Here is a 23,868-nt window from a genome sequence, read left to right on the forward strand (position 1 = left end):
ATCATATTGAATCAATTTTATGCAAGCTGTTGCATATATTAATATTTTTTCAAAAAAACACTCAATATCTGGTTTTTTATTTCAACTTTCGTGTTAAGGTTTGCGCCGTCTCTCATGACATAAACCTCCAGCTCAAACAGATAAGTAAGATCCAACAGTGGCCCATACAAATAGCCTTCCAACCCCTTTGAATATTCTTCTGCCCATGCGTCGTTATCGGTTGAGCTTTCGTCATCAACAGTTGGATATCCTGGGTAAGGTCTCACGTTTTTTGCTGCAATCTTTTACCTTATACGGTGTAACCCAGGAACAGATCCAGCAAGTTACGGCACTGACAAGCTCACAACTGACGCCACTGCTCGAACGTTTATGTGCGCTCGGCTGGCTGGAAGATGATCTGCGCCAATTGACCCCACAAGGGAGTCAAATGGCGCTGGCTTGTGAGCTGACCGAGCTGAGCTTTGTGCTATGGCTTGATGTGATGGATCCGCAACTCAATCCCGTTTGGTGCCACGATGAACAACTATTATTGAAAAATAACCCCTCCGAACCTTGGATGACCTTGAGAGAGTACGAAACAGACTGGAATATTCAGACGGTGCTGCAACAGCAAAGACTGAACCGCCGATTGGCCTCCAGCCTGGAAAATCAAGGGGAGCTAACAGAGCTGATGCAACAGCTTTGTCCGACCAAGTATCACAGGATGCTCCAGGAGAAGCGTACTGCCTGGCAGCCACTGCTTGAGATTATCGGCGATGAAACAGAGCTTCGTTATGCCTGGGTCGAGCTTGATAGCGAAACATCATTAACTTCGGAAAAACGCGGCACACTGCTATTAAAAGCCCCGACACTCGAATATCAAGCTAATTACACTGTGCCGCCCCTGCTCGATTCAACACTGGCAAGTCCCCCACCCAGTCGACTCCACTTGTGCCAGTTGAGCGGCGCCATTATCAACACCAGCGAGCGAGTTGAAGGCAACGCTAGTTGGCCCAAGAGCGCTGAAAAGCCCATAAGCGAACTGTTGCAGGTCATCGGCACGAAAGATGAGCCCCTTGATACCGGCATTAGTCGTCACATCACGCTGAACCAGAGCCTGCGCCCACTGCGACTCGACAAGCCGCAGCTGATGGCGGCACTCAAGGCACAATTTGAAACCTCGTTGGAGCCAAACCAATGAAAACTGTTTCACTGTTTGCCAGTAAGACCCTGGAAATTGGCAGTGCCCGGCAGGCGAGGCTCTACCAGGCTGGCCGAATAGGTTACCAACTGATGCGCGGCGCCAAAGGGGTTAACCCTGTATTGGTGTGGGTCGATGCCGCCATTTCGGTACTTGACTGCCTCAACTCCTATTTTAAGCTGCAGCGTGCCAAAGAAGTCACCGAGCAGTTGCAAGCACAAAAACGTACGTTGCAGCATCAACTCAAAAACCTCAGCAAACAGATGGCACTGGAGCAAACGCTCTGGCAAATGGAGGCCGAGGAGCGCATGACACTGCTGCAACACAGATTACAGCACGACAATCACCTGACGACTCAACTTGTCGCAGAACTACAGAGTCGCCGCCAGAGTCTGGAGCTATTTCTTGGACAGTTGCAGCATCTGAGAAGTACCGCTCGCCGTGAGTGCCCAGAGCTCAGACGACTCAGCAGACTGACCGATGAGTTAATGAAGGCACAACTCTTGTGCTTGGTCAGCGCTTTTGAGTAACACCAAGCTTAGTTAAAGATTTGCGATTCATTATCGTCAACCCTAATTCACCTAAATCAAGGCTATTGAAGTTCAGAGGGCATACACAAATGAAAACTCCCAGCCGAATTGGCACCAAGTCCCCGGCCAAACCACAAAGCAAAACCCCGGAGCTAAGCGGCGCAGAAGTCGTTGCACTAGCCAAAGAGGCGGTCAGTGCTTATCAGAGTTACAACCAACTGGAAACTGCCAGAGCGGAAACTGAAAGAGTAAAAGCCGAAGCGTTAAAAGAGATAGAGCTGTCCGACAACGAATTACGTCAGGCGCAACTCAAACATCAGGAGCGCTGTCAGGAAATCGCCCTCGACAGGCTCAAGGCCGACAATGAACATCAACTCAATGAACAGGCCCATCAACGCTGGCGACAGAATCATCAAAGTCGCGAGCAAACGATTGAGATTTTGCGCCGTAAGGTGAGTTTGGGTGAAGCCAGCGATGAAGAATATCAGCTGCTGCAACTGTTGCATAAATTGCCAAACCTTTAATCCAGGAGTTTATTGAGTGCTGCCAGCCATCATCATAGGCATAGGGGTTACTGTCACAGCAACTGCGACCGCTTGGTTGTTCGATAGAGCCACAGCTAAAGAGCATCAGCGCCACGACGAGTTGCGCGGAGACATAGACGCTCTCAATCGGCGTTATAGCCGCATGGCGGCAGAGCACGACAGGCAGCAAGCTCTACAGTTGAGTCAATCGTTGCAGCAACTCTTCTCCAAAATGGAAGCTCAATATCATGAGCTGCTGAATAAAGTCAGCCTGATAGACGCCGAACTCCAACTGTTACCCGAGCAAATAGCCACAGAGCTCAATGATGAGGGGCTGAGCCCCTATCGGCGCCGGGCGCTGCAGCAAAGTTATTGTCAGGTAGAAGATGCCCGCAGCCGCCTGGTTGCCTACAAAGACTATCTCGACTGGTATCTGGCACAACTCAAAGCCGTGCGGGATACGCTCGACACCGAGCCTTCGGTATCTGAACTCAAAAAACACCTGGATGAGCTTACGCCACCGAGCCCGACCTTACCCGCAGAATGGCTCTATGTCGGGAAAGTGGTGCTGGTAGAGCAAGATGAACTGGATACAGACCTGCCCTTCAACAGCAGGCTGCATCTTGGCAATAACCTGGGCTTGCAGGGCTGGAGCAACGACCTGCAGCGCAAGCTGTTTTTCAGCTATGACGATCCACAAGCCATTCCGCTGCAAATAACTCACCAACGCAGCGGCAAGAATGGCACCCGGTTATTCTATGCCTGTGTCGCCAGAGGTGTCGCCTGGGTAGAGGCGATAATGTCTGCCAGGCCAATGGCATTCGAAATTGAACGCCGGGTAGCCAAAGGTTATCTGGCCCATACTCAAGGCAAGGCCATATCCGCCTTTCTGCCAAGGCAGATGACCCCCAACCCCATGTTGGAACTTCTACCGGGCCAACAGATACAAGCCTGGCCAGAGCTTTACAACCTGACGCTAGACGCCAGCCCTGGCCAGCAGCAATCCCGGGGAAGAATTCAACTCAATATGCTGGACACGGCCGAACTCGGCGGCACAGATGAAGGCTCACTCTATCTTTACCTGCCTTCAGAGCTATTTTCTGAGCAGGAGCTCATGGCGCTGCGGGCGGATGATCCAACGCCCTGGCGCTTGCTCCATTCCGATATGGAACAGCACAGCGGTGACTTGCGACTGGCCCGCCACACTCTGGCGCTGAACTGCCAAATTGATACCAAGCAAGCCTGTTTGCGGGTCAGCGATGTCGAAGACTTTGAAGACAGAGGTCAGGGGTATGAGCTGCCCTTTATGTTGATCCCGGCAGACAGTGCTCTTGAGTCCAGTGTGCTGGCCAATCCGGATGGTATCAGTGCCCTTGTCGCCTTTATCAACCACTTGAGCAGCAGTGAAGCCGACAGCCAGACGCGGATGGCGCAACTGAAAATGCTGTGTCAGTGGCAAAGCGTGCTCGATTATCAGCAGGCGCAGTTGGATATCACCTTAGTGGGACGGGCCGACAAGCTGCAGGAGCAAGAGCAGGACTTACTGCTGCACTTTATCGTCGATGGCAGTCAGCACCAGCTGCTGGCGGATTTCAAAGCCGGGTTCAAAGCGCAGCAAAGCAGTGGTTTTTCGCCTCGTTGCACCCTCGAATACTGGGGCGAAACCGCCGCAGGCGAATTTGTCTGGCTCAATCCCCTTCCCGCCCGGCAACAAAACCGCCTCGAAGTGACTATCGATTCCGGTAGTATGCAGCTGAGGTTGCCGCAAAAATGGGCACAAGAGCTGCAATCCACTCAGGTCGGTTCAACAAAAACATGCCTGCGGCTCAGTCTCAAGCTGTTTGACGATGCGCTTCAGCGACAACAAGCGGCTTTGGATGCATTTCGTAACGATGCCTTGGTCGAGCCCAGGCTAAAGCAGATACTTCTGGCACCGGGCAGCTATACGCCGCAACAGGATCCATTCTGGCAACACAGATTGCGCGCAGATCTTTGCTGGCAAAATACCCAACTGACCGAACGCCAGAAGCAGGTTATCCGCACAGCACTCAGTGAGCAGTATCTTGCTCTGATCCAGGGGCCACCCGGTACCGCCAAGACCACCTGCATAGTGGAGATGCTGCACCAGATTTTCCACCATAGTCCAGAGACCCGGGTATTATTGGTATCGCAGCAACATGCGGCGGTGGACAACGCCCTGGCACGCTTTATTGATTTACACCAAGCCTTGCTGGAGCAGCAAGAGGTACGGCTATTGAGAATTGGGGCCGATGACAAGGTCAGTGGCAAACTCAGCGACTACACCATTAAACAAAAGCTGAATGACTTTGAACAGCGAAGTCGCCGCAGTGCCCTGGCCTGTACAACCGAAGCCGAACCTTTGCCTGAGCTAGCTCACCGTTGGCTTTACGGCGTTTTGGGCACAGAGCAGGAACAACAAAGGCTTGATAAAGAGCTCAACTGGATGTTACTGGCAGATCATAATCTGGTTGGCGCGACTTGCGTTGGACTAGCTTCCAGACGTCAAAGCATAGATCAGCTCAGGTTCGACCTCGTGATCATTGATGAAGCCGGTCGCTCCACGGTACCCGAACTCATGATCCCTCTGCTCAGAGCCCGCAAGGTGATACTGATTGGCGATCATTTCCAACTGCCTCCCAGCGTTGCGCCGCTACTGCAAACAGATGAAGCCAATGACGAATTACCCTTTTTGAACGAATGTTTCCTGGAAACCAGTTTCTTTGAAGGCCTTTATGAACAATTGCCGCCCACAAGCAAAAGCTTTTTGGCTGAACAGTTCAGAATGCCGGAAAAGATAGGCGATCTGGTCGCCGAGCTCTTTTACAGCCCGGACGGTGAGCGACAACTGTTCAACGGCCGACAACTGAATGAACAAGACTTCGTCCTGCCGCACACCTTGATTTGGAAAGATGTCGCCGGTCAACAGCAACAAGAAGGCACCAGTAAGTACAATCGCGAAGAAGCCGAGGCGATAGTCACCTTTATCAAGAATCTGGCAGACAAAAATAATCTCCAGGAAAACACCACTGAGAGCCGGGTGACTCATCAGCCTGCCACGCCTCTGGGCATCGCCGTCATCACCCCCTATGGCGCCCAAAAACGACTGATCCGTGCCCTGATGAGCGAGTTATCATCGCCCGCGGCAAGTGGGGAATATCGCCTGGGTCAGTTCAATATCCGCATCAATACAGTGGACAGCTTTCAAGGCAGCGAAGATGAGATAGTCTGTTATTCCACAGTGCGAACCCGGGGCAACCTGCGCTTTATTCTCGACTGGAAACGACTCAATGTGGCCTGCTCCCGCGCCAAGCAAAGCCTGCTCTTCTTCGGCGATCTCGAGTTTCTGAGTCGCCCTGGCGCCGCCGGGAAATACAGAAACCTGTTTGCCGAAGTGATAGCCAGAATTCCCAAACATTGCCGATTACGAAGAAAACCGGATGCCGACGGCAAAAGCCCAAGACAAGCTACAGGCAAAAAAGCGACACATTCACCCAACAGACCAATGGGAAAACCGTCAAAGAATCGGCCTCCCAATGATAAACAATCAAGGCATAAACGGCACAAACGCGCGCCCAAGACCGAGCAGACGGTTTAATAACTGTCTGTTTTCCTTGGGCCTGCCCCGAAATGGAGTTCGGGCGCCAAACGACTATAACCCCTCAGGTAAGCCATGCTCACTTATCCGAAGTGTGGCCTTCAAGTAGCCGTAAACTTCAACTGCGCCCGGTTAATTGTAAAGGCCAGTTTATCAAAGCGACGGCAAGCCTTTTGTTCGTATCTTCCCTCAAAGAGCAAACTTAACTCTGACAACTCACCTTGTGAGCGCTCAGATACTTGTCCCATCTATTCCAACGTCTGCGGCCACTCATTTCGTGTATCCAATTTGTCCCTTTTACAAAAGATTTCCCTGCATTCGATCACAATTTATTAAATGATAACAATTATCACTTGCACTTATATTTGTAACAATATAAATTTGCCCCCCACTTAAAGCTTATTTTCTCAATCGCTTCATTTGTTAATCAGGACAGATACTCATGCCTAGCTACAAGTTTAAGCTCAACGCCCTGCTACTCGCTATGCTGGCATCACCGGCCTTTGCCGACGATGCTGTCGAGCGCGGAAATCAATCAATCGAAAAAATTGTCGTTTTGGGGGAAAAGACAGAGAAATCATTGAAAGACGTGAGTTCATCTGTATCTGTCATCACGGAAGAGCAGCTTAAGACACTGCAATACCTGTCGGTGCATGACGCCATCTCTGAAATACCCAACCTGGTAGTGCTGTCCGGGCAGATGCCCAATATCCGCGGGGTTTCCGGTAACGGCGCCGCCACCGGCTTTAGTGGGGTTTCCGGCGGCGCCAAGACCCGGGTATCGACCATAACCGATGGAGTGGCAGAACCTTTTATGGCGGATTTGACCGGCGATACTGGCATGTGGGACATAGAGCAGATTGAAGTGTTCCGTGGTCCCCAATCCACCAGCAATGGCCGCAACAGCATAGGCGGCGCCATGTTTATCAAGACCAAGGATCCGACTTTTGACTGGCAGGGTGCCGCTCGTGTGGGTTATCGCAGTGAGAGCCAATATATAGACTCGGCCGCCGCTATCTCCGGCCCTTTGATTGAAGATGAGCTGGCCTTTCGCCTGTCGGCGCAGCATACCGATGGTGAAACTTACGCCAACCCGGTTATCCATGAAGCTAACCCGCCTGGCTTTGATCTGAATAAGCTCAACACAGACAGAATAAGAGCCAAACTCCTGTGGGAGCCCGCTGCCATTGACGGCCTCAAGGCCATGCTCAGCTATTCCAAAAACCATGAGCGCGGCAACACGGGACGGCAATACTTCAGTGGTGACGATCCCTGGAAGTATCAGCCCATCAATCCCAGAAACATGGACACTGAATCCGATACCGGCAGCATCAAGCTGGACTACAGGATCAGTGACAATTTCTCGGTCGACTTCTTGCTGGCCAGAATGAACTACAACTGGGTGATGGATACTTATGACAAGGATCCTGCTACCGAGCAAGTGGTGAGTATGGAGGAGTCCAACACCACGGCTGAAACCAAGCTGCATTTTGGCCTTAACAGCGAACTCTACAGCGGCTTTATCGGCCTCTACTATTTCAAGCGCGATCAAGACTTCAACAGTATCGGCGGTTCGGTTTATCGCGGCGACGACAATAGTGACTCCAAAGCGGTTTTCGGCGAATTTACCTATAACTTCACCGATGACTTCAGGATCACCGCCGGAGGCCGGGTCGAACGGGAATCGCAGCTACGTAATTTCTGGATGAAGCAGCCGCAAACGCCCATAGAAGATACCCTGGACAACAGCAAGACCATCAAGTTGCCCAAGCTGGTGCTGCAATACGATATCAATGCCGAGACCACAGTCTCCTTAAGCGGTCGCCGTGGTTACAACGCCGCCGGTGCGGCGATAGGCTTTCCGGAGAATGAGTTCTACTTCTACGATGAAGAGTACGTTAACGCCTATGAACTTGGGCTGAGAACCAGCCTGGATGGCGGTAATATCAACCTGAGCGCCAACCTGTTCTACAACGACTACGACGGATATCAGGCCACAGGTTCTGCCAGACGGGTTATCAACATGGACAAGGTAATTACCTATGGTGCCGAGTTTGAAGCCTCAGCCATGGTGACCCGGGATCTGCGCCTGCACGGCGGCCTTGGGCTGTTGAGTTCGGAAATCAAGGAACCTGGAGAAGGTTATGCCTCAGCCAAGGGCAATGAACTGGATTCGGCCCCCTCAATGACCGCCAATCTCGGTGCCCAGTATTGGCTGACAGATCAGCTTACCTTCAGTGTCTCCGCCAACTATGTCGGTGAGTACTATGGTGACTTTGAGAACACAGAGGAACGAGTTGCCGGTGACTATGTGCTGGCACGTATGTCGCTCAATTATGAGACAGACAACTGGATCTTCAACGCCTTCGTCAACAACGCCTTTGATGAGAAAGCCGTGTTGAGCCGCTCTCCGGCAGCCCGTAACTACCCGGATGGCTATGCGGCGATAGTCGATCCCCGTAACTTTGGGGTCTCAGTCACCTACCAGTTTTAACCTTAGATAAGCCAAAAGGCTCCCAAGGGAGCCTTTTTAATTTTATTGAAGCCCCTTTGACCAAGAGTTACGGCTTCCAAGCCGTTTCATGACTGAGTCTCACGCGGCGATCATCCCCTAAGTGCGTTAAACACAAGGCGGAAAACTCGCTTTGCCAACGAGTCAGCTCAAACCCATAGCGCTCTTGAAAGGCCTGAGTCTCAAAGTACATGGAATAGGCATAGTTTTGATACAGCATCAATCCGGGCAGCACTTGGCCAGCCTGCAGATACTCCCTGGATGCCGCCAGCATGATGGGATAGTTGTCGTTATGCTTTTCACCGCCGAATCCCGGCTTAAAGCCATCGAGCCGGCGGATGAAGGGATCATCTTCAAGATAAGTTTGCAACTGCACCTGGCTGAGCATTCGCATTACGCCATCGGAGGGGATGCCGAAGGCCCAATTACTGTGAAACGCCCGTAGAGCAGCATGAGCCGCCAGTTCATTTCGCCCCAAACGCCTTAACTGCGATGCCAGTGCAAACCAATAGTCACCCACTTCCGGTAATTGCTCGCAGGCCTGCTGCAGTAAAACAATGCCTGCCTCAATATCGTCCTGCTTGGCTGGCCCCTCCTCTGCTCCGCGAAAAAACGCCTTGGCGCTCTGAACCAACATTGGCGCAAAGTCTGCGTCTTGCGGCTCTTCATCGCCGCGCTCCCAGTCGTTGGCTTCGAGCCAGGCAACAAATTTACCGGCGCCGGAAAAGGCCGGTACCAACTTGGCCTCATCGTGCCACATGTCACAGACAATCGGCGCCTCTGTCTCCCGGCCCAAGGGCCAATAGAGCCCAAAATAATCACCGTTGCCGAGCTCGGCATCGAACAGAGGCAGAAAGCCCAATGAAGGATAGGGTCCCATGGGCTGCTCGTCCGCAGTAAAAGGTGACAATAAATTGATTTCAGGAGGAATATACATTATGCGACATCTCTATCAGCGCGGAGGACAACAACTGTTTTTGAATAGTGTTAGAGGCTAGCTCGCCGGCGGAATGGAATAAGTGCCCACGGCATGGGCCACCAGGTCGCTGTGTCCGTCCGAAAACACAGACACCTCGGCAATCGCCAGTGATTTACCCAGTTTCAGCAGCCTACAATCGGCGACAATGTCACACTCGGCACTGGGTTTACGCAGGAAGTTGATATTCAGGTTAGTGGTTACCGCCAGCGGCACTATGCCTATTTCCCCCAGCAAGGCGACATAGATGGCAATATCCGCCAGCTCCATCATGGTCGGCCCTGAAACAGTACCACCGGGGCGCAGGTGCGCCTGAGTTATCGGCTTACGCACTCTGGCCGACTTATCTCCCAGATGTTCAATCACAATGCCGCTATGTGGCAGCTCATAGTTAATAAAAGCTTGCAGCTCGGCGATAGTCACCATCTAAACCTCCTTGATTGTTAGGCCAGTCGTTGCGGGTATCAATGGGCATGGGTATTACTTGGACATTGGCAGCCTCTGGTTTAGCTGCCCTTCTACTCCTGTTTGGTCGTGGGCTTTGATACCACTTTTGATTGTTGCCGACGTTTAAGCTCCCGCCCCTGAAGGGTGAATATCGACCAGACCAACAACAAAGGCAGCATTGGGACTATCCCCCAAAGCAAATCCACAGAACTTGCCACCAAGGTGTATTTAAGCTGATATACCGGCACCAACACCCAAAGGGGATAGCTGTAAAACAACCCTCGCACCAGACGCATAGACAAACTGCGACGCAGCTCGGCGCCGGGAAGCGAGGCAAACATCAAGGCAAACCAGCCCAAAACGCCCGTCAGCAGTGCAAAACCCAGCACAAGCTGGATCAATAGTTCCGGCATTGCCCTCTCCCTGAGTATAAGCTTCTAACCCTTTTGCCCGATTTACAGTGCTGACCGGAGCTCTCCTGTCAGCCAGGAGTGGTCATCGCAGAAGCAAAGGCCAAGCGCCCACGACCAGCTCGCTCACTTTCAGCTTAATCACTGCCAGAATCACACCCTAGTTCCACAGCGGCGGTTTCCGCTGCACTATGGTCTGTGCTGGCATCATGCAGGCTCGTGATAGAAAAATCCTGTGGCCGGCCAAAGGTAACCTCCGCAGCTTCCCTTCTCAGTTGCCCATAGTCCGGCTCACTGGAACCTTGGGCGATGGAAGTTTGCATCGAAATGCGGGAAAACTCGGCCGGTGAGCAGTACATGGCATAGGCATAATATTCGTTGGTCGAAATCTTGCCATTGCTGTCACCGTCTCTGGCCGGACGCCTGAGCTTTTGTCTGATTAAGGCCCTTTCCAGCTGATTTCTGGAGTAATATCTCTTCTTGCCATAATGCTTTAGCAAATCCCTGGATAGCTTACGGGCATATTGCCTTATCTTTCGTTTTCGAAACAGATGGGCAAACATAAGAACTCACTCTGCTTGGCTCGCTTCTCCAATATGCCGCTTTGTGCTCAGAGCCTGATTGGAGCCCACTTGCCGAGCGGCACCAAAGAACAGATATGGCGCGGCAAATAAGTTAATGATTAAAATGTAAAACAGCGGCAACAAGGCCACGCCCAAACCGGCCATGATGGTTTCGGCGCCGCCTAAGCTTTGCATCAAAACCCGCAGCAAACCGTAAATAAACATAAGCCCGGCGGCCAACCAGCATACTTTGATGGCACCCCGTAATTTGGCGCGCCTTGTCGCAGCCAAAGGGGTAAACCAACAAGCCAGGGCGGGAGCAATAACGCCAAGCATGGAGGGGAAATCGATAAACATGGCCCAGTGCGCCGACAAAACCAGCTTGCCAAGCGTATACAAACAGACCAACCAGTAGACTATGACTGCTGCCCGGTTCAATTTCTCCTCCTGTTCTCGCGGTTAGGCTTCAAGTGCCAATTGCAGCAATAAGTCCAGCTGAACCCTGGCATCGCCTCTTTGAGTCTTATCAATGGCAGGCTCACCACCGAGACGCAGTGCCGGGGTGTAAAAGTAGATCTGGTTCTGCTGCAGCTTGCCTTGCAGGTCACTGACTTGCTGAAGATCCTTCTTCCTGAAGAAACTGGCTTGCACTTCATCGTCACAACACCAGTCGTTGAAGAAATCTTCCATGCTCCAGGTGAGCACATCTGTCTGCGAAGTGTGGGGATCGATAAAGGCGATATCTTCATCCCCTTCGTCGCTCAGGAGCCGATAATAAAAAATGTCGCCAAAACAGCTGATAGCGAACGGGATGCGACTCATGTCTTCATCCAACATCAGCCAGCCCCAGAGATTGTCCAGGTATTCATCCGGATCAATAAGTTGGATTAAACCATCACCATAGTGGCCAAAGCCATGTTGTTGCCACAGTTCCAATAAGCACTCGGGCAAATGGTCCTGATATTTGGCAAGAGTTGGCGCCGATACTGATTTGATATCTGCGCCGGGTGGCAGATGGTCGATAAAAGATTGCAGAAGCATTGAGGTAAAATTCCTTTTCCTATCAGAATAACTGTCACAAAACCTTGGGTTTTCCGTGACCTTGATTTGAAAGCCTTAGCAGGCACTTAGACATGGGGCGTGGATAAGCCCGTTGCCGATTATGCGGCCTTTGATAGCATGATTGCAATCCCGAGAGACGCACCGGCTATACACAAAGCCCAAAAATCGCTGAGACAGTATCGATATTTGTCCGCAATATCTATTCGATCGCAAAACTCTCGGCGACAAGCTTTAAGGCATCAGTCTGAGCTTATTGTGGTACAACCCTGGCATCGAGCCGTAAAATGGTGAAGGCGATGCTTTCGCCGCTAATATTGCTATCGAAAGGTGCCTCCAGCCGACATAGGCCGACATCTATAACAGCACCTTGGGTAATATCGGTTATGGTGCCAAATGCGCGGTAGCTCCATCCCTGAATATGCTGCAGCTGCCTTAACCCCTCCGGGTTGCCGGCCAACATGGTGTTTTGATCCTCCTGTTCACAGGCGATACCGACGCTCAGCTCAATATCAATGATCTCACCATAAGTCAGGCTGTCACCACCGAATTCATCCATCACAGTAAGCGGCTGCCCCGCCACTTCAATAACGGCTTCGAGGTAATCGCCCTCGGTTTGCTTAAACACTGCTTGCACGGTTTTCCTTATAAAATTCTTTTTGAGGCTGTTTCTCAGTTGGTCACTGCTCAGCTTCTTTGGCCGCCAGCCATTCACATTCGGCGGTGGTGGCCACTTCACCCAATTGACGACGCTGATCCCGCCCCTGGAAGCTGGAACGGGCGCCCTTGAGGATAGGTACTGCATATTGAATATCACGGGCCAGTTGCCCGAGAAATAGATTGCCGGAACGGCGATATTCCGCCATTTCCTGCCCATTGAGCTGGATCATAAAGCGGTTGTTATGTCGGCAAAGCACATCCAGATATAGTTGTCCTTCATGCTCCAACAGGTACCATTGCGCTTGAGACATTGCCAATACTTTCATACCCAGCTCCCGACTATGCCGCTTTTGCCGAAAGAGGCACTAAATTACAGCAGCGTAAGCCACTCTGAGGTATCTGCCAGAATAAACTCATAGCGTTTGCCATCATTGAGAATGACCCGCAGCGCATCTGCCGATATAGGGAAAATACCGCCGCCAGTAGCCAGACACTTTTCTACCGCGCAGATATCATCACGCTTGAGTGTGTAGGGCCCCAGCCCCAGTTGCTGATTGAAAGGCACAAACCTGAGTTCATTGCCGGTCAAGGAGATTTTGCCATCGGCTTTGGCCACTCCATTCTGCACTGTAGTCATTGACGATTTGATCAGTTCTGCTGTCATCCTTGCTTCCTCTTGGGTGATGCCTTGCTTCCTTAAGGCCTTGTTGGCATAAGCCATCAATAATGTTCAAACTACCCCAATAGATGAGGTTTGTCATCCAGATGAACGGGCACTGCTGCACTGCAAAACTCAGGCGATAGCCTCTGGCAGGATGATCTCCGGTGCGCCAAAACAGTGAAGATAGCCATCAATAATGGCCAGAGCGTCTTCATCCGAGCAGAGATAAACGGGCAAACCATGCCGCTCTGCCAATTGCTTTGCACGCTGTTTTTGGCTGAGGCCATGGGATTGGTCTCGGCTCTGCGAATGAACCACATGGGGCACAAATAAAAGGTCGGCCAAGCCCAGCGCCTTCAGGTTTTCAAGGCCCACTGTATTGCTGTCACCACAAAGCACCGCGGTTTCTATGTAGGCGGTCAGCAGCATGGCGCCGGCACTGACACCAACCAGGAGATGTCCGGATGCAGCATAACTCTTGAGTTTCTGCTGTTGATTGCGACTATGCAAGCCGCGCAAAAAACGGTAAGTATCCCCGCCCGAGAGATGCACTAAAGGCTTATCCAGTAACGTCTGCATCACAGTGTCGTTAAAACCCTGCTCAAAATCCAGGTAGGTGTTGAGACCTATGCCAAGGCCTTGATAAAACGCCTGTGTTGGCCGGTAGAAATCTCCCTCGGGATCAGGCTCTGAACCTATGTAACCACCGACTTGTCCTTTAAGCCCCAAAGCCTCAATAACAAACGCTAGCGCCTTATGGCCGGTTGCGCTTTGGTGATTACTGAGCAGCAGTAGATTCATACTTTTTCGCTCCTTGAAAGTCGGCAGTTTCTTGCAACACCCTGAGTTTCCCGCTCACAGCCTCAACGGCCATTCGCGCCGTGATTGATAAAGTTATTCAGCCCAAGACATCAGCGCAGGGAGTCAAAAGCAGCCAGCAGTGCTTCATCTTCTCTTTCTAACAGGCATTCGCCAATCTCATCTATGGGTAACGCAGCGCTGCGGGACAACAGCTTAAGGGCTTCAATATGCTCAAGAGTCAGTTCATGCTCGGTAAGTAAGAGCGACCAATCGAAACTGTCGACAAGCGCCTGCTCGACACCATCGGCATACAGCTGGTTAAACCTTTTTGGGTTGTGACCGAAGATCAATGCCGCCAAGCAAGCATATTCGCCGAATTCACTGTCATCATCAAAGCAGTAATCCAACGCTATGCCCCGACTTAGCAAGGCAGCCAAAGCCTGTTCACCGGCTCCATTCAAATGGTATTCATTGTAAAACAAACAGGCCGCCGCCGTAGCCAGTGCCTCATGGGAGAAGGCGTATCTGGGCAGTAGAAAATTAAAAATGGCGTAAGCGTCAGACTCTCCTGCGAAGACCAATGCCAACAACCGGTTATGGTCCAAGCGGCCACCCACTGAAATAAACGCGCTAATAAAACCGAGATAAACATCGTGACACAGCCGGTAAAGATGTTCAGGGTCGTCTTCGACCAAGCTGCCATCCGGGCCGTTGACTTTGATGATGTCAAATAGCGGCGTAAACTGCTTCGGCTCGGAATAATACGTCACACGGCAATACATAAGGTAATAGATTTGATAGTCCTTGATAACGGCGTTCGCCCTGAGATAAGAGATGATCTCAAGCCCGGCCGGGTCTTTCTCTATCCTGAACATATATTGGGACCAGGCTTTCGGCATATGCTGGCGCAAATAGTCCAGATTGCCTTCTTCAATATGTTGTTTTATCTCATTTAATCCACGAAACACGACATTCCTCTCATAACAGGTGTAAATCTTCTCCGGGAAATCCCGGGCTTGGTAGGTAAAAGACCTGAGTTAGGGCTGACTCAGTTTTTGCTCAAGCGCCCGGTTCTGAGTCATAATCTCTTCGAGAAAAACCGAACCATGCAGCCTGGCCAATTGCAGCGCCTTGATAGAAGCCGCCATTGCCTTATCGAGCTGTTGGTTAAGCGTATAGGCCGTTGCCAAGCTGTCCCAAAGGATTTCCGAGCGAGCGAATTTCTCTACTCCTTGCTCCAATATGGCAACGCCCCAGGCAGTTTGGCCCTCATAGGCGGCCTTTAGGCCGTATACATTGAATTGATGTGCCGACAACGGAAAGGTATAGCCATACTCGGCAGTTTTTCCCCTGTAGAACGCCTGCAGTTGTTGCAGCGACATCACATCGACTTGTGGTACCGCGTTCCAGCCACTGAAGATGGCTTTAAGCCCCTCGACATTGCCAATCAAGGGAGTGCTGTCGTGGGTTTCTCGGGCAAAACGGGCATTGAAAACCTGTAGCTTTGACGGCTTCTTGGTTTCCAGTTTTTGCAGCATGGCGTCAAAAGCCTGCGCCATCTCGCCTGGCTCACTCGCCATACTGAGAAACCAGCGCATGGGCGCTTTGCGCTCGCGAGTCTGGTATTTGTCGTAATCTGTAATCAAGGCACCATCGTCCCACCAGAGGCTGGGACTAATGGCTATCGCGGCATTGAAGGAAGATGCCGGACCGAGCGCCTGATAACTGCTGTAAAGCCCGGCCAAAGAGTGGCCAAATATCATCCGGTAAGGCGCCAGACGGTAACGTTCACTCAATGTAGGCAGCAGTTCCTCTGCGATAAAACGGTTATAAACATCGGCCTTTCCCGCCCTTGCGGCGAAATCTTTCGGCTCTGTGGGAGTAAAGTACTTGAGTCTGTCGCGGGTGCTTATGCCCACCACTATCATTTCCGGTACTATGGCGTATGTGCTCAGAAAGCCGACGCTGGATGCCACATGATGAAACTGAGTCGAACCATCAAGTACCAACAGCAAGGGGTAGTGAAAACTGTCTGAATGTCGATAACTCTCGGGCAAAGCAACCTGAACTGTCACGGCTTCATCGATAAGCCCGGCCGCAAGTGTAAAACGCTGCTCTTCGGCCAATACAGTCAGCGACAGCAAGGCACAAAGCAAAAATACGAATCTCATGGAAATCCTTGTCAGTAAAACGTCTTTAAAGGGCATTCAAAGGCCGGCCGGCACGGGATAAAAGAAATCTTTGCCATTCATCGCCAATGCCTGCAACTGCCCGGCATCTATCGCCAGACTCACCTCGGCGCTCCAGGCAGGAAAACCACCTTTGGCTAAAAGGCTGACGGTCAATAGCAGATGGCCACAGGCATCTGTCGTTGCCACAAGACTGTACTCACCTTCTATGGCAGCCCAGCTTTGCTCGCCTTGCCAACCCTGCCACTGCCGGGCAAGCTCCTCAAAGAAATCCGCCGGGTTCCGTCCGTAGGGAAGATTATCCACCCTCACACTTGCCTGCATGCCTTCTCCCGAGATGGTCACGCAATAGTGTTTAAGCCAGCCACTGGTGTCCAGCTCGGGTTCATGAAAACGCACAGAGCAGCCAAAGCTGTTTTTCAATATCCATTCTTTCACCTTTCCGGCGTCCTCTTTACCTGGATTTAAAAGCAGCCGGGTTACAAACGGCCTTTGAGCGGGTGCTGAGTTTGCCAACCACTGGCTCCGCGGCTGCTGACAAAATACACCAGTAGATCGGCCGTGCCACGATGGCTGACCCAATGAATGAGTGACGTAGCCATTGAGCGGCTCGCCACCTGACACCAGAGACTATCCTGATTGTGTGTAGCGCCGCGGCTGTCGACTCGATAAACCAATAGATCGGCGGCCGCGCGGGAGCTGACTTCATGTACCAGCACCTTGGCCGCTCCCCGAACCTGAACCTCATAAATAAGCGCCATAAAACCTCCCTGTTGTAGCTTGGCTCTTGGTGGTTTTGCCTCTTATATCTAAATGCCACGCCTGTGATGCCTGAACACTCAGGGCTGTAGCATGCCTAAATCTTCAGCCACTTTCAGCGGGTTAAAAGGCCCGTCGATAGCCTTTGCCAGCGCCTCAACCTGACTCTGATCCAGGTGTTGTATCGCCTCTTTGTCCGGCGCCTCAAAATAGATAAAACCTTTGAGCAAGTCGTTGAGTGTGGTGATATCGGCATCGGCGAGTACCGCTTTGAGTCTCAGTGCTTCATCCTCAGTACACTGATAGTCTTTTAACTCATTCAGGTAAATCAACACTGCTATCTTGTCTTCACGTGCCAGAGCGTTGAACCAAGGGCTGGCGGGGAATGTGAGTGTCGATGTCTTGCCCTGACGATCACATGCTTGCCAGCTATCATTCCATTGCTTCAGATAGGAAAACTTATCGACTTGAGTTACGCAGCCTGACAGCAACAGCGCAATTGATACCACTATGATTTTCTTCATAAATCCCTTTTATTCTGCAAGCTTGTTGAAGATACCAACAACCCGCTTGAGATCATCCTATTTAAAAGCTCATGCCATAACCCCCTGTGACACTAGCGGCTTGATGCGGCGAGGCCTATGCCGAAGCAGACAAAGACGCCGCCGCTTAGCTTATTCAGCACTGAGCTTCCCTTACCGGAAGCCAGCTTGGTCTTGGCAATGGAAGCAAACAGGGCATACAGAGTGTGAATAAGGATCACCAATCCACTAAAGGTTGCGGCGAGTAAGGCAAACTGAGGAGCGTATTCCCGCTGCAGGTCGATAAACTGCGGGAATATCGACATAAAAAACACGATCGCCTTGGGGTTGGAGATGGAGACTAAAAATCCTTCGGCGAAACACTTGCGAGCGCTGCCTTGCTGTAAATGAGCGCTGCTGGTGCCACCACCCTTGGCTCGGAACATTTTCAGGCCAAGATAGATAAGATAAGCGGCGCCAATAAACTTAATTACAGTAAAGGCCAGTATTGAACTGGCCAACACAACCCCCAAACTGGTGGCCGAGATCAAGGCAACAAACAAAATAGCCAGTGCGACCCCAAAGATACCGGCAAAGGTCTTGAGCAAGCCGCGTTGAATCGAGTTGTTGACGGTCAGCATCACCGCTGGCCCAGGCAAGAGAATGGTGGCCATGGCAACACCGAAATACACAAAATAGTTGTCCATTTTTATTCCTGAACTGATAAAACTGTCAAAAACCCTTAATCCATTCAAATGTGCCAATCATTATCATAGATATAGGGCCTGCAACCTCGCAAACCCGCAAACATGGATAAGCGATAAGCTCAAATCATCACCATAACCCAGGCGCACGAGTTTGATGTGCTGGAGAATCAACATCCGGTAAAGAGTAAACAAGAGAGCGCGCCGAACCTTGAATTCAATCGGCGATAGCTACCGCGGAACCGACAATCCTTTTCGTCGCTGAAACATCCTTGAATACTTCAGGAGCTTGTACTGTATCTCATTGATAGTTATGGCGACCATACCCAAGCAAGTCACAGATTACAAGAAGATTTCCCGAAGGCCAAAGCCGCTTCTTTGGGTGCAAAATCGCGCTGGTTATGGTGCCAACAGGATTTGCTGTTTCCCGGTCCATCCCATTAGAGTAAACTCGTTTGCTTATTCCTTGAGCCAGGGAGCCTGGAGGGGCAGCCAAGATTTTGGGACGAGCTCGAAAGGGAGTAACCTATCAACACCAAGGAGGGAACATGAAGCACTATCGAGGCAGTTGCCTTTGCGGCAAGGTTCGTTTTGAAATCAGCGCTGAGCTGCAGCAGTTCTTTTTGTGTCACTGCAGTCGTTGCCGCAAGGATTCAGGTTCGGCCCACAGTGCCAATCTGTTTTCAGACAGCGCCGAGTTAACCTGGCTCAGTGGCCAGGACGCCATTACTGCGTTTACCCTGCCAGGTACCCGCCACAGCCGCCACTTTTGTGCCGTTTGCGGCTCGCCGCTGCCCAAAGCGGTCGAGGGTGGCCACCTACTGCAAATACCCGCAGGCAGCCTGGATGATGAGCCGGGCCTGACTCCCCAGGCGCACATTTTTTGTCAGACACGCGCCGCTTGGGATCAGGCTTTGGAACAAGTGCCCGGCCTGGAGCAGGGCCCGGTTTAAGAGTATAAGGCACCGCCCTGTGATGATAGCGCCACTCCCGGTCCGCATGACTTTACTTTTACTCAAGAGCGATTATCTCGGCAGCTTAGGGAAGTATTGTAAAGGACTAGGGCCATTTGCTGCGCCCCCCTTGCATTCAGGCCTGTAAGCCGACGCAGAGCACACATGGGACTTATTCGCACCTTCCCTAGACTTATGATCCCGGGTTTACCGCCAACTCCACCATGGCAGCGGTGTACATCTTAAGGTTCAGCTGCAACTGCTCGCGGGTGATAAACTCATATTCACTGTGGCCTGTATACTCGACACCCGGCATGGCCGGACCAAAACTGAGGGCATTGGGAAACAGTTTACTGTTGGTGGAGCCGCCAATAGCAACAGGTTTGGGATCGGCAATACCGGTAAACTCGGCAAACACATTGAGCAGGGTTTGCAGATGCGGCGCCTTATCCATCACCTTAGGCTCGCCCCAATAGCTGCTGACATCGACCAGAGTCACGCCGTGGGATTGCTGCCAACCGGCCAGCGCCGCGGACAGCTGTTTATCCAAGGTTTCCGGGCTCTTGCCTATGGGGCGCCTTAGGTTAAGCGTAATGCTGGTACCACCCTGTCCCCACTCCACCACAGTCGGCGCCAGCGACATAGGGCCCATAAAATCATCACTATAGCCCAGCTCGCCAAAGCGCTCGGCATAGAGGTCCAAGCCTATCATTTCATTGATAAATGCCAGGGTTAATGCCGACTGGCTCGGCGCGAATGTCTCAGACTCCAACAGCGCAGCCAGATGAGTCACTGCATTGACACCATCTTCAGGGGTTGAGGAATGGGCAGATTTGCCGTTGGCGGCGATCTCCAGGCTGTCGAAATCCAGGGTAAAATCATAGCGCATCCCCTGCTGGGCTTCTGCGACGCGTTGCAAACGGCTGACCATGGCGCTGTCGGCTCCGCGGATCAGGGCCAAGGCCTGCTGGGGGATCTGACTGGCAAAGGAGCCACCGCTGAAATGCTGCAGTTGCGGTTTATCGAAATTAGGCGCCTTGACTTTTGGTTCAGGTATCGTGAGTTTTATCTGACTCCAGCCCTTCTCGGCGGTGACTACAGGATATTCGGCGTCTATGGTGATATTCATATCGGCCGCTTGATAGTCCTTGAGAAACACTTTCAGCGGCTCCCAGTCCGACTCCTCGGCCAGATATACCATGAGCTCAATGCGGCGATTCAGTTTTACCGACTTGTCCTTGAGCGCCTTCATGGCGTACATGGCGGTGACTATCGGCCCCTTATCATCTTCGGTGCCGCGGCCTATCAACTTGCCCGGTTGCGATTGAGTATCCAGTTGATAGGGACTCTGGTGCCAAAGCGTTGAATTGGCCGGTTGCACATCCCCATGGGTAATTATGCCAAGCTTATTAGCGCCGCCGCCCCTGTCTTCGCCAAGGCCTATCAAGAGCACATAACCGTGATCGGCATAATCCAGCCCCAACTGCTCAGCCTGGGCCTTGAGCGCCTGCTTGAAGCCGATGAATTCCGGATTGGTGTCGGGCGTCAACCCTAGGATAGCCTCGGTATTGAAGCGCACCAACTCGGCGAGGCTCTGTTCCATCTCGCTGCCGTAGCGGTCAAGGCTGTACTGGGCCAAGGTTTTCGACAGTGGCGAGACTTGACTCAATGCAGACTCTGTACCTTGGGCAGCGCTTACGCTTGAAATATGGCTTGAAACCTGGCTCGAGGGCTGAGCCGTAAGGCCGCTCTTTGCACTTACAAAAGGAGCGAACACGCACAGGGACAGCGACAGGGATAAACGGGAAAGTGTTCTTATCATCATGGCAGGGTGGTTTTTGTTATCTTTTATTTTCAATGGCCTGAGAGTGTGCCACAGATACAGTTTCGATACTGCATTCGCTAAATTTTGTTACAAACTAAACAGGACAAAATTGGCCTTTTTCAATACGGCATGTTACTAAGGACGGCTTCGGCGCGGCCCGCTGCGCCATACGGGAGATAAACACCAGCATAGAGGAATAACAATGAAGGGAATGACCCTCTCTCCAGTGGCTCTGGCCCTGGGATTGGCGCTGACACTGAGCGCCTGCGACAACCAGCCTGTATCCCAGAGCGACACATCTGCCCAAACCCAAGCGCCTGCTCTCCAGAATGGCACAGGCACAAACCCAGCCGCTGCCAAGGCCGAACATACCCGGGACAACCCTTTCTTCCAGCCCTGGAATACTTACCTTGAAATCCCCGCCTTTGATCGCATCAAGTCCGAGCATTACCTGCCGGCCTTCAAACAAGGGATTGCCGAGCGCAAGGCAGAGATTCAAGCCATCATAGATAATCCGGCCGCCGCTGACTTTGCCAACACCATAGAAGCCATGGAGCGCAGTGGCGCCTTGTTGACCAAAGTGTCAGGGGTGTTTTATAACCTCACCAGCGCCGACACCTCTGCCGAGCTGCAGAAGATCTCCAAGGAAGTATCCCCGCTGTTGTCTTCCAGCCGCGATGATATTTACCTGAACAACGCCCTGTTTCAGCGGGTTAAGACTGTCTATCAGCAAAAAGATCAGCTGGTACTTAACCCGGCGCAACAGAAACTGCTCGAAGACACCTACAAACGCTTCAGCCGCGGCGGTGCCAACCTGGATGACGCCGGTAAGGCGGAGCTTAGAAAGCTCAATGAAGCGATTGGCAAGCTGAGCCTGGAGTTCGGCGATAATGTGCTGGCAGAAACCAACGACTTTGAACTTGTGATAGACAAGCAGGCCGATCTGGCCGGTCTGCCGCAGGATGTGATTGACGTTGCCGCCCAGGCGGCCATCAAGCGCGGCCATCCCGGCAAGTGGGTATTTACCACCCAACGCCCCTCCGTCACCCCGTTTTTGACCTATGCCGATAATCGTGAGCTGAGAGAAAAACTCTACAAGGGTTATATCGAGCGCGGTAACAACGACAACGCCCACGACAACAAGAAGGTGCTGGCAGAGCTGGCGGCTCTTAGAGCCAAACGAGCCCAGCTTCTGGGCTATCCGAGCCACGCCCACTATGTGCTGGAAGAGCGTACTGCCAAGACTCCGGAAAATGTCTACGCCCTGCTGGATAAAATTTGGCCCGCCGCCCTGGCCCAGGCCGAAGCCGAAAAGGCCGAGATGCAAAAGCTTATCGACAGCGAAGGCAAGGACTTCAAACTGGCCGCCTGGGACTGGTGGTACTATGCCGACAAGATACGCGTCGCCAAGTACAGCTTTAACGAACAGCAGACCAAGCCATACTTCTCTCTGGAAAACACCCTCAAGGGCGTGTTCTACACCGCCAACCGCCTCTATGGCATCAGTGTCACCGAGCGTGACGATCTGCCCAAGTATCACCCGGATGTACGCACCTTCGAGGTGAAAGATAAAGATGGCAGCGTTATCGGTATCTTCTTTGGCGATTACTATGTACGTGACAGCAAACGCGGCGGCGCCTGGTCCAATGCCTATCGCCGCCAGGCGGTGGTCGATGGCATCAACGAGCAGCCCATCATAGTCAACGTACTCAATTACCCTCGCCCCAGTGGCGATGAGCCGACGCTGCTGACTTTCGATGAAGCAGGTACCCTGTTCCATGAATTCGGCCATGCGCTGCATGCCTTGCTGTCCAAGGTGGAGTATCGTTCCCAGTCCGGCACTTCCGTGCCCCGCGACTATGTGGAGTTCCCGTCACAGGTGATGGAAAACTGGATGACTCAACCGGATGTGCTGGCGCATTTTGCCAAGCACTATCAAACCGGTGAGGTGATCCCCCAGAGCCTGGTAGACAAGATCCGCGCCGCCAGCAAGTTCAACCAGGGTTTCGCCACGGTGGAATACATGGCAGCCACCAAGCTGGATCTGGACTGGCACAGCAGCAGCGTCACCGAACCTCAGGATGCGGCCGCCTTCGAGCAGCAATCGCTGAGCAATATGGGGCTGATCTCTGAGATAGCTCCGCGCTATCGCTCCACCTACTTCAGCCACATCTTCTCCGGAGGATATTCGGCCGGTTATTACTCCTATATCTGGTCTGACATTCTCGGCGCCGATGCCTTTGAGGCCTTCAAGGAAAACGGTATTTTTGACCCGGCTACCGCCAAGGCGTTCCGCAGTAACATCCTTGAGCGCGGTGGCAGTGAAGATCCTATGGCGCTTTACAAGGCGTTCCGTGGTCAGGAAGCCGCCATTGAGCCACTGCTGCGCAGTCGCGGCCTGCTGGCGGAATAAACGCTTGCCGGATTAGCAATGTCCAGCAGCGCAATCAAAAAGCCGTTCACTGAGTGAACGGCTTTTTTAGTTCTTTATCAGGGCTGGGCTTTCTCAAGGCTGACCGGTGTATTGCTTGACTCCGGGCGGGATAACAAACCAGTCCTGCTTTTCACTGACCCAGGCATGGGCACTCGGCTGAATGATACGGGTATCTTCCAGGTTACTGGGCTTGAGCTTGATACTCTGCGGCTCTGCCGGGTTGTAGTGATAGATACGATTGCCGCAGCGACCACAAAACTTGGCGGCGCTGATATTACCGCTGGCCGAACCACGCTGCCAATGGCTCAGTTCGCCACTGAATTCTATATCTTCGGCTCTGACAATCGCCGTGATGCTGAAGGCACTGGTGGACAGTTTCTGGCATTCCTTGCAGTGGCAGGCCACCACCATCTGCGGCGGCGCCAACAAGCGATAACTGACAGCGCCGCACTGGCAACTGCCCTTGATGGGATAACGAATAGCTTCCATAGCTTTTATCATCTTATTTGAGGGATAAAAAACACCCGCCATTTGGCGGGTGTTA

25 protein-coding genes are annotated in these 23,868 nt (G+C 52.2%); 7 read left to right on the forward strand and 18 right to left on the reverse strand.

Going from position 1 to position 23,868, the window contains the following annotated elements; all coding sequences use genetic code 11:
* The first annotated feature begins 157 nt into the window (after window positions 1-157).
* The 5 genes from ACSHSR_RS12485 to ACSHSR_RS12505 all read left to right on the forward strand — a co-directional run bounded on the left by ACSHSR_RS12485 (window position 158) and on the right by ACSHSR_RS12505 (window position 8,344).
* On the forward strand, window positions 158-1,180 hold the full coding sequence (locus tag ACSHSR_RS12485; RefSeq protein WP_479630802.1) for a hypothetical protein: 1,023 nt from the start codon (window positions 158-160) through the stop codon (window positions 1,178-1,180).
* Complete coding sequence (locus tag ACSHSR_RS12490; RefSeq protein ID WP_025010489.1) at window positions 1,177-1,710, forward strand: hypothetical protein; 534 nt, start codon at window positions 1,177-1,179, stop codon at window positions 1,708-1,710. The genes ACSHSR_RS12485 and ACSHSR_RS12490 overlap by 4 nt, the downstream gene beginning before the upstream one ends.
* Before the next feature lie 89 nt (window positions 1,711-1,799).
* Entirely contained in the window at window positions 1,800-2,234 is a 435-nt protein-coding gene (locus tag ACSHSR_RS12495) for a hypothetical protein (protein WP_025010488.1), read from the forward strand.
* A 16-nt stretch (window positions 2,235-2,250) separates the two neighbouring features.
* Window positions 2,251-5,850: a DEAD/DEAH box helicase gene (locus ACSHSR_RS12500; protein ID WP_129978997.1), complete on the forward strand. Its 3,600-nt coding sequence runs from the start codon at window positions 2,251-2,253 to the stop codon at window positions 5,848-5,850.
* 442 nt (window positions 5,851-6,292) lie between these two features.
* Window positions 6,293-8,344, forward strand: coding sequence for a TonB-dependent receptor (locus ACSHSR_RS12505; protein ID WP_117200615.1), 2,052 nt, complete (start codon window positions 6,293-6,295; stop codon window positions 8,342-8,344).
* A 67-nt stretch (window positions 8,345-8,411) separates the two neighbouring features.
* Here the strand turns inward: ACSHSR_RS12505 and ACSHSR_RS12510 are convergent, their stop codons facing one another.
* From ACSHSR_RS12510 to ACSHSR_RS12585, 16 genes are all read right to left on the reverse strand, one after another.
* Window positions 8,412-9,242 carry a tetratricopeptide repeat-containing protein gene (locus ACSHSR_RS12510; protein ID WP_144196775.1) on the reverse strand — a complete coding sequence of 277 codons (831 nt, stop codon included), beginning with the start codon at window positions 9,240-9,242 and terminating at the stop codon, window positions 8,412-8,414.
* A 114-nt stretch (window positions 9,243-9,356) separates the two neighbouring features.
* Window positions 9,357-9,764, reverse strand: coding sequence for a PaaI family thioesterase (locus ACSHSR_RS12515; protein WP_025010485.1), 408 nt, complete (start codon window positions 9,762-9,764; stop codon window positions 9,357-9,359).
* 92 nt (window positions 9,765-9,856) lie between these two features.
* Window positions 9,857-10,198: a hypothetical protein gene (locus tag ACSHSR_RS12520; RefSeq protein ID WP_044734307.1), complete on the reverse strand. Its 342-nt coding sequence runs from the start codon at window positions 10,196-10,198 to the stop codon at window positions 9,857-9,859.
* Window positions 10,199-10,332: 134 nt separating this feature from the next.
* Complete coding sequence (locus ACSHSR_RS12525; RefSeq protein WP_096141227.1) at window positions 10,333-10,758, reverse strand: DUF6559 family protein; 426 nt, start codon at window positions 10,756-10,758, stop codon at window positions 10,333-10,335.
* Window positions 10,759-10,764: 6 nt separating this feature from the next.
* A complete protein-coding gene (locus ACSHSR_RS12530; RefSeq protein WP_208171012.1) occupies window positions 10,765-11,196 on the reverse strand; it encodes a hypothetical protein in 432 nt (143 codons plus the stop codon).
* Between the two features lie 21 nt (window positions 11,197-11,217).
* A complete protein-coding gene (locus tag ACSHSR_RS12535) occupies window positions 11,218-11,799 on the reverse strand; it encodes a GAD-like domain-containing protein (protein WP_025010481.1) in 582 nt (193 codons plus the stop codon).
* Window positions 11,800-12,070: 271 nt separating this feature from the next.
* Window positions 12,071-12,454 carry a hypothetical protein gene (locus tag ACSHSR_RS12540; protein WP_107111202.1) on the reverse strand — a complete coding sequence of 128 codons (384 nt, stop codon included), beginning with the start codon at window positions 12,452-12,454 and terminating at the stop codon, window positions 12,071-12,073.
* A 43-nt stretch (window positions 12,455-12,497) separates the two neighbouring features.
* Window positions 12,498-12,803, reverse strand: coding sequence for a hypothetical protein (locus ACSHSR_RS12545; RefSeq protein ID WP_208171011.1), 306 nt, complete (start codon window positions 12,801-12,803; stop codon window positions 12,498-12,500).
* Window positions 12,804-12,847: 44 nt separating this feature from the next.
* Window positions 12,848-13,141 carry a hypothetical protein gene (locus ACSHSR_RS12550; RefSeq protein ID WP_101059322.1) on the reverse strand — a complete coding sequence of 98 codons (294 nt, stop codon included), beginning with the start codon at window positions 13,139-13,141 and terminating at the stop codon, window positions 12,848-12,850.
* Window positions 13,142-13,270: 129 nt separating this feature from the next.
* Window positions 13,271-13,939 (reverse strand): Type 1 glutamine amidotransferase-like domain-containing protein, encoded by a 669-nt coding sequence (locus ACSHSR_RS12555; protein WP_479630803.1) that lies wholly within the window; start codon window positions 13,937-13,939, stop codon window positions 13,271-13,273.
* A gap of 110 nt (window positions 13,940-14,049) precedes the next feature.
* Window positions 14,050-14,907 (reverse strand): hypothetical protein, encoded by an 858-nt coding sequence (locus ACSHSR_RS12560; RefSeq protein WP_117200611.1) that lies wholly within the window; start codon window positions 14,905-14,907, stop codon window positions 14,050-14,052.
* A 69-nt stretch (window positions 14,908-14,976) separates the two neighbouring features.
* Window positions 14,977-16,110, reverse strand: a complete 1,134-nt coding sequence (locus tag ACSHSR_RS12565) for an alpha/beta hydrolase (protein WP_208171009.1) — start codon at window positions 16,108-16,110, stop codon at window positions 14,977-14,979.
* Window positions 16,111-16,146: 36 nt separating this feature from the next.
* Entirely contained in the window at window positions 16,147-16,566 is a 420-nt protein-coding gene (locus ACSHSR_RS12570; RefSeq protein ID WP_479630804.1) for a DUF6228 family protein, read from the reverse strand.
* Window positions 16,567-16,607: 41 nt separating this feature from the next.
* A complete protein-coding gene (locus ACSHSR_RS12575; RefSeq protein ID WP_045283386.1) occupies window positions 16,608-16,889 on the reverse strand; it encodes a 7(1) septoil knot domain-containing protein in 282 nt (93 codons plus the stop codon).
* A gap of 78 nt (window positions 16,890-16,967) precedes the next feature.
* On the reverse strand, window positions 16,968-17,411 hold the full coding sequence (locus ACSHSR_RS12580) for a hypothetical protein (protein WP_028781057.1): 444 nt from the start codon (window positions 17,409-17,411) through the stop codon (window positions 16,968-16,970).
* Window positions 17,412-17,503: 92 nt separating this feature from the next.
* Complete coding sequence (locus ACSHSR_RS12585) at window positions 17,504-18,115, reverse strand: LysE family translocator (RefSeq protein WP_028781056.1); 612 nt, start codon at window positions 18,113-18,115, stop codon at window positions 17,504-17,506.
* Window positions 18,116-18,660: 545 nt separating this feature from the next.
* On the opposite strand from ACSHSR_RS12585, the gene ACSHSR_RS12590 reads away from it, so the two are divergent.
* The gene (locus ACSHSR_RS12590; RefSeq protein WP_123116176.1) at window positions 18,661-19,065 is read left to right on the forward strand and encodes a GFA family protein; all 405 of its coding nucleotides are present in this window, start codon (window positions 18,661-18,663) and stop codon (window positions 19,063-19,065) included.
* Window positions 19,066-19,258: 193 nt separating this feature from the next.
* On the opposite strand, the gene ACSHSR_RS12595 is transcribed toward ACSHSR_RS12590, so the two are convergent.
* Complete coding sequence (locus tag ACSHSR_RS12595) at window positions 19,259-20,887, reverse strand: dipeptidase (RefSeq protein ID WP_479631521.1); 1,629 nt, start codon at window positions 20,885-20,887, stop codon at window positions 19,259-19,261.
* A gap of 205 nt (window positions 20,888-21,092) precedes the next feature.
* Here ACSHSR_RS12595 and ACSHSR_RS12600 point away from each other — a divergent pair, with 205 nt between their 5' ends.
* Complete coding sequence (locus ACSHSR_RS12600; protein ID WP_208186067.1) at window positions 21,093-23,303, forward strand: M3 family metallopeptidase; 2,211 nt, start codon at window positions 21,093-21,095, stop codon at window positions 23,301-23,303.
* Between the two features lie 93 nt (window positions 23,304-23,396).
* Here ACSHSR_RS12600 and ACSHSR_RS12605 read toward each other — a convergent pair whose 3' ends face one another.
* On the reverse strand, window positions 23,397-23,813 hold the full coding sequence (locus tag ACSHSR_RS12605; RefSeq protein WP_062793990.1) for a GFA family protein: 417 nt from the start codon (window positions 23,811-23,813) through the stop codon (window positions 23,397-23,399).
* Window positions 23,814-23,868: the final 55 nt, after the last annotated feature.

It is taken from the genome of Shewanella sp. VK101 (assembly GCF_056497865.1).

What these genes read in the sequence shown, in the direction of transcription:
- ACSHSR_RS12580 (WP_028781057.1), bottom strand. Translation starts at nt 17,411, where the DNA reads ATGAAGAAAATCATAGTGGTATCAATTGCGCTGTTGCTGTCAGGCTGC.
- ACSHSR_RS12595 (WP_479631521.1), bottom strand. Translation starts at nt 20,887, where the DNA reads ATGATAAGAACACTTTCCCGTTTATCCCTGTCGCTGTCCCTGTGCGTG.
- ACSHSR_RS12525 (WP_096141227.1), bottom strand. Translation starts at nt 10,758, where the DNA reads ATGTTTGCCCATCTGTTTCGAAAACGAAAGATAAGGCAATATGCCCGT.
- ACSHSR_RS12510 (WP_144196775.1), bottom strand. Translation starts at nt 9,242, where the DNA reads ATGGGACCCTATCCTTCATTGGGCTTTCTGCCTCTGTTCGATGCCGAG.
- ACSHSR_RS12590 (WP_123116176.1), top strand. Translation starts at nt 18,661, where the DNA reads ATGAAGCACTATCGAGGCAGTTGCCTTTGCGGCAAGGTTCGTTTTGAA.
- ACSHSR_RS12605 (WP_062793990.1), bottom strand. Translation starts at nt 23,813, where the DNA reads ATGGAAGCTATTCGTTATCCCATCAAGGGCAGTTGCCAGTGCGGCGCT.
- ACSHSR_RS12545 (WP_208171011.1), bottom strand. Translation starts at nt 12,803, where the DNA reads ATGAAAGTATTGGCAATGTCTCAAGCGCAATGGTACCTGTTGGAGCAT.
- ACSHSR_RS12575 (WP_045283386.1), bottom strand. Translation starts at nt 16,889, where the DNA reads ATGGCGCTTATTTATGAGGTTCAGGTTCGGGGAGCGGCCAAGGTGCTG.
- ACSHSR_RS12515 (WP_025010485.1), bottom strand. Translation starts at nt 9,764, where the DNA reads ATGGTGACTATCGCCGAGCTGCAAGCTTTTATTAACTATGAGCTGCCA.
- ACSHSR_RS12535 (WP_025010481.1), bottom strand. Translation starts at nt 11,799, where the DNA reads ATGCTTCTGCAATCTTTTATCGACCATCTGCCACCCGGCGCAGATATC.
- ACSHSR_RS12585 (WP_028781056.1), bottom strand. Translation starts at nt 18,115, where the DNA reads ATGGACAACTATTTTGTGTATTTCGGTGTTGCCATGGCCACCATTCTC.
- ACSHSR_RS12550 (WP_101059322.1), bottom strand. Translation starts at nt 13,141, where the DNA reads ATGACAGCAGAACTGATCAAATCGTCAATGACTACAGTGCAGAATGGA.
- ACSHSR_RS12520 (WP_044734307.1), bottom strand. Translation starts at nt 10,198, where the DNA reads ATGCCGGAACTATTGATCCAGCTTGTGCTGGGTTTTGCACTGCTGACG.
- ACSHSR_RS12505 (WP_117200615.1), top strand. Translation starts at nt 6,293, where the DNA reads ATGCCTAGCTACAAGTTTAAGCTCAACGCCCTGCTACTCGCTATGCTG.
- ACSHSR_RS12555 (WP_479630803.1), bottom strand. Translation starts at nt 13,939, where the DNA reads ATGAATCTACTGCTGCTCAGTAATCACCAAAGCGCAACCGGCCATAAG.
- ACSHSR_RS12495 (WP_025010488.1), top strand. Translation starts at nt 1,800, where the DNA reads ATGAAAACTCCCAGCCGAATTGGCACCAAGTCCCCGGCCAAACCACAA.
- ACSHSR_RS12600 (WP_208186067.1), top strand. Translation starts at nt 21,093, where the DNA reads ATGAAGGGAATGACCCTCTCTCCAGTGGCTCTGGCCCTGGGATTGGCG.
- ACSHSR_RS12565 (WP_208171009.1), bottom strand. Translation starts at nt 16,110, where the DNA reads ATGAGATTCGTATTTTTGCTTTGTGCCTTGCTGTCGCTGACTGTATTG.
- ACSHSR_RS12490 (WP_025010489.1), top strand. Translation starts at nt 1,177, where the DNA reads ATGAAAACTGTTTCACTGTTTGCCAGTAAGACCCTGGAAATTGGCAGT.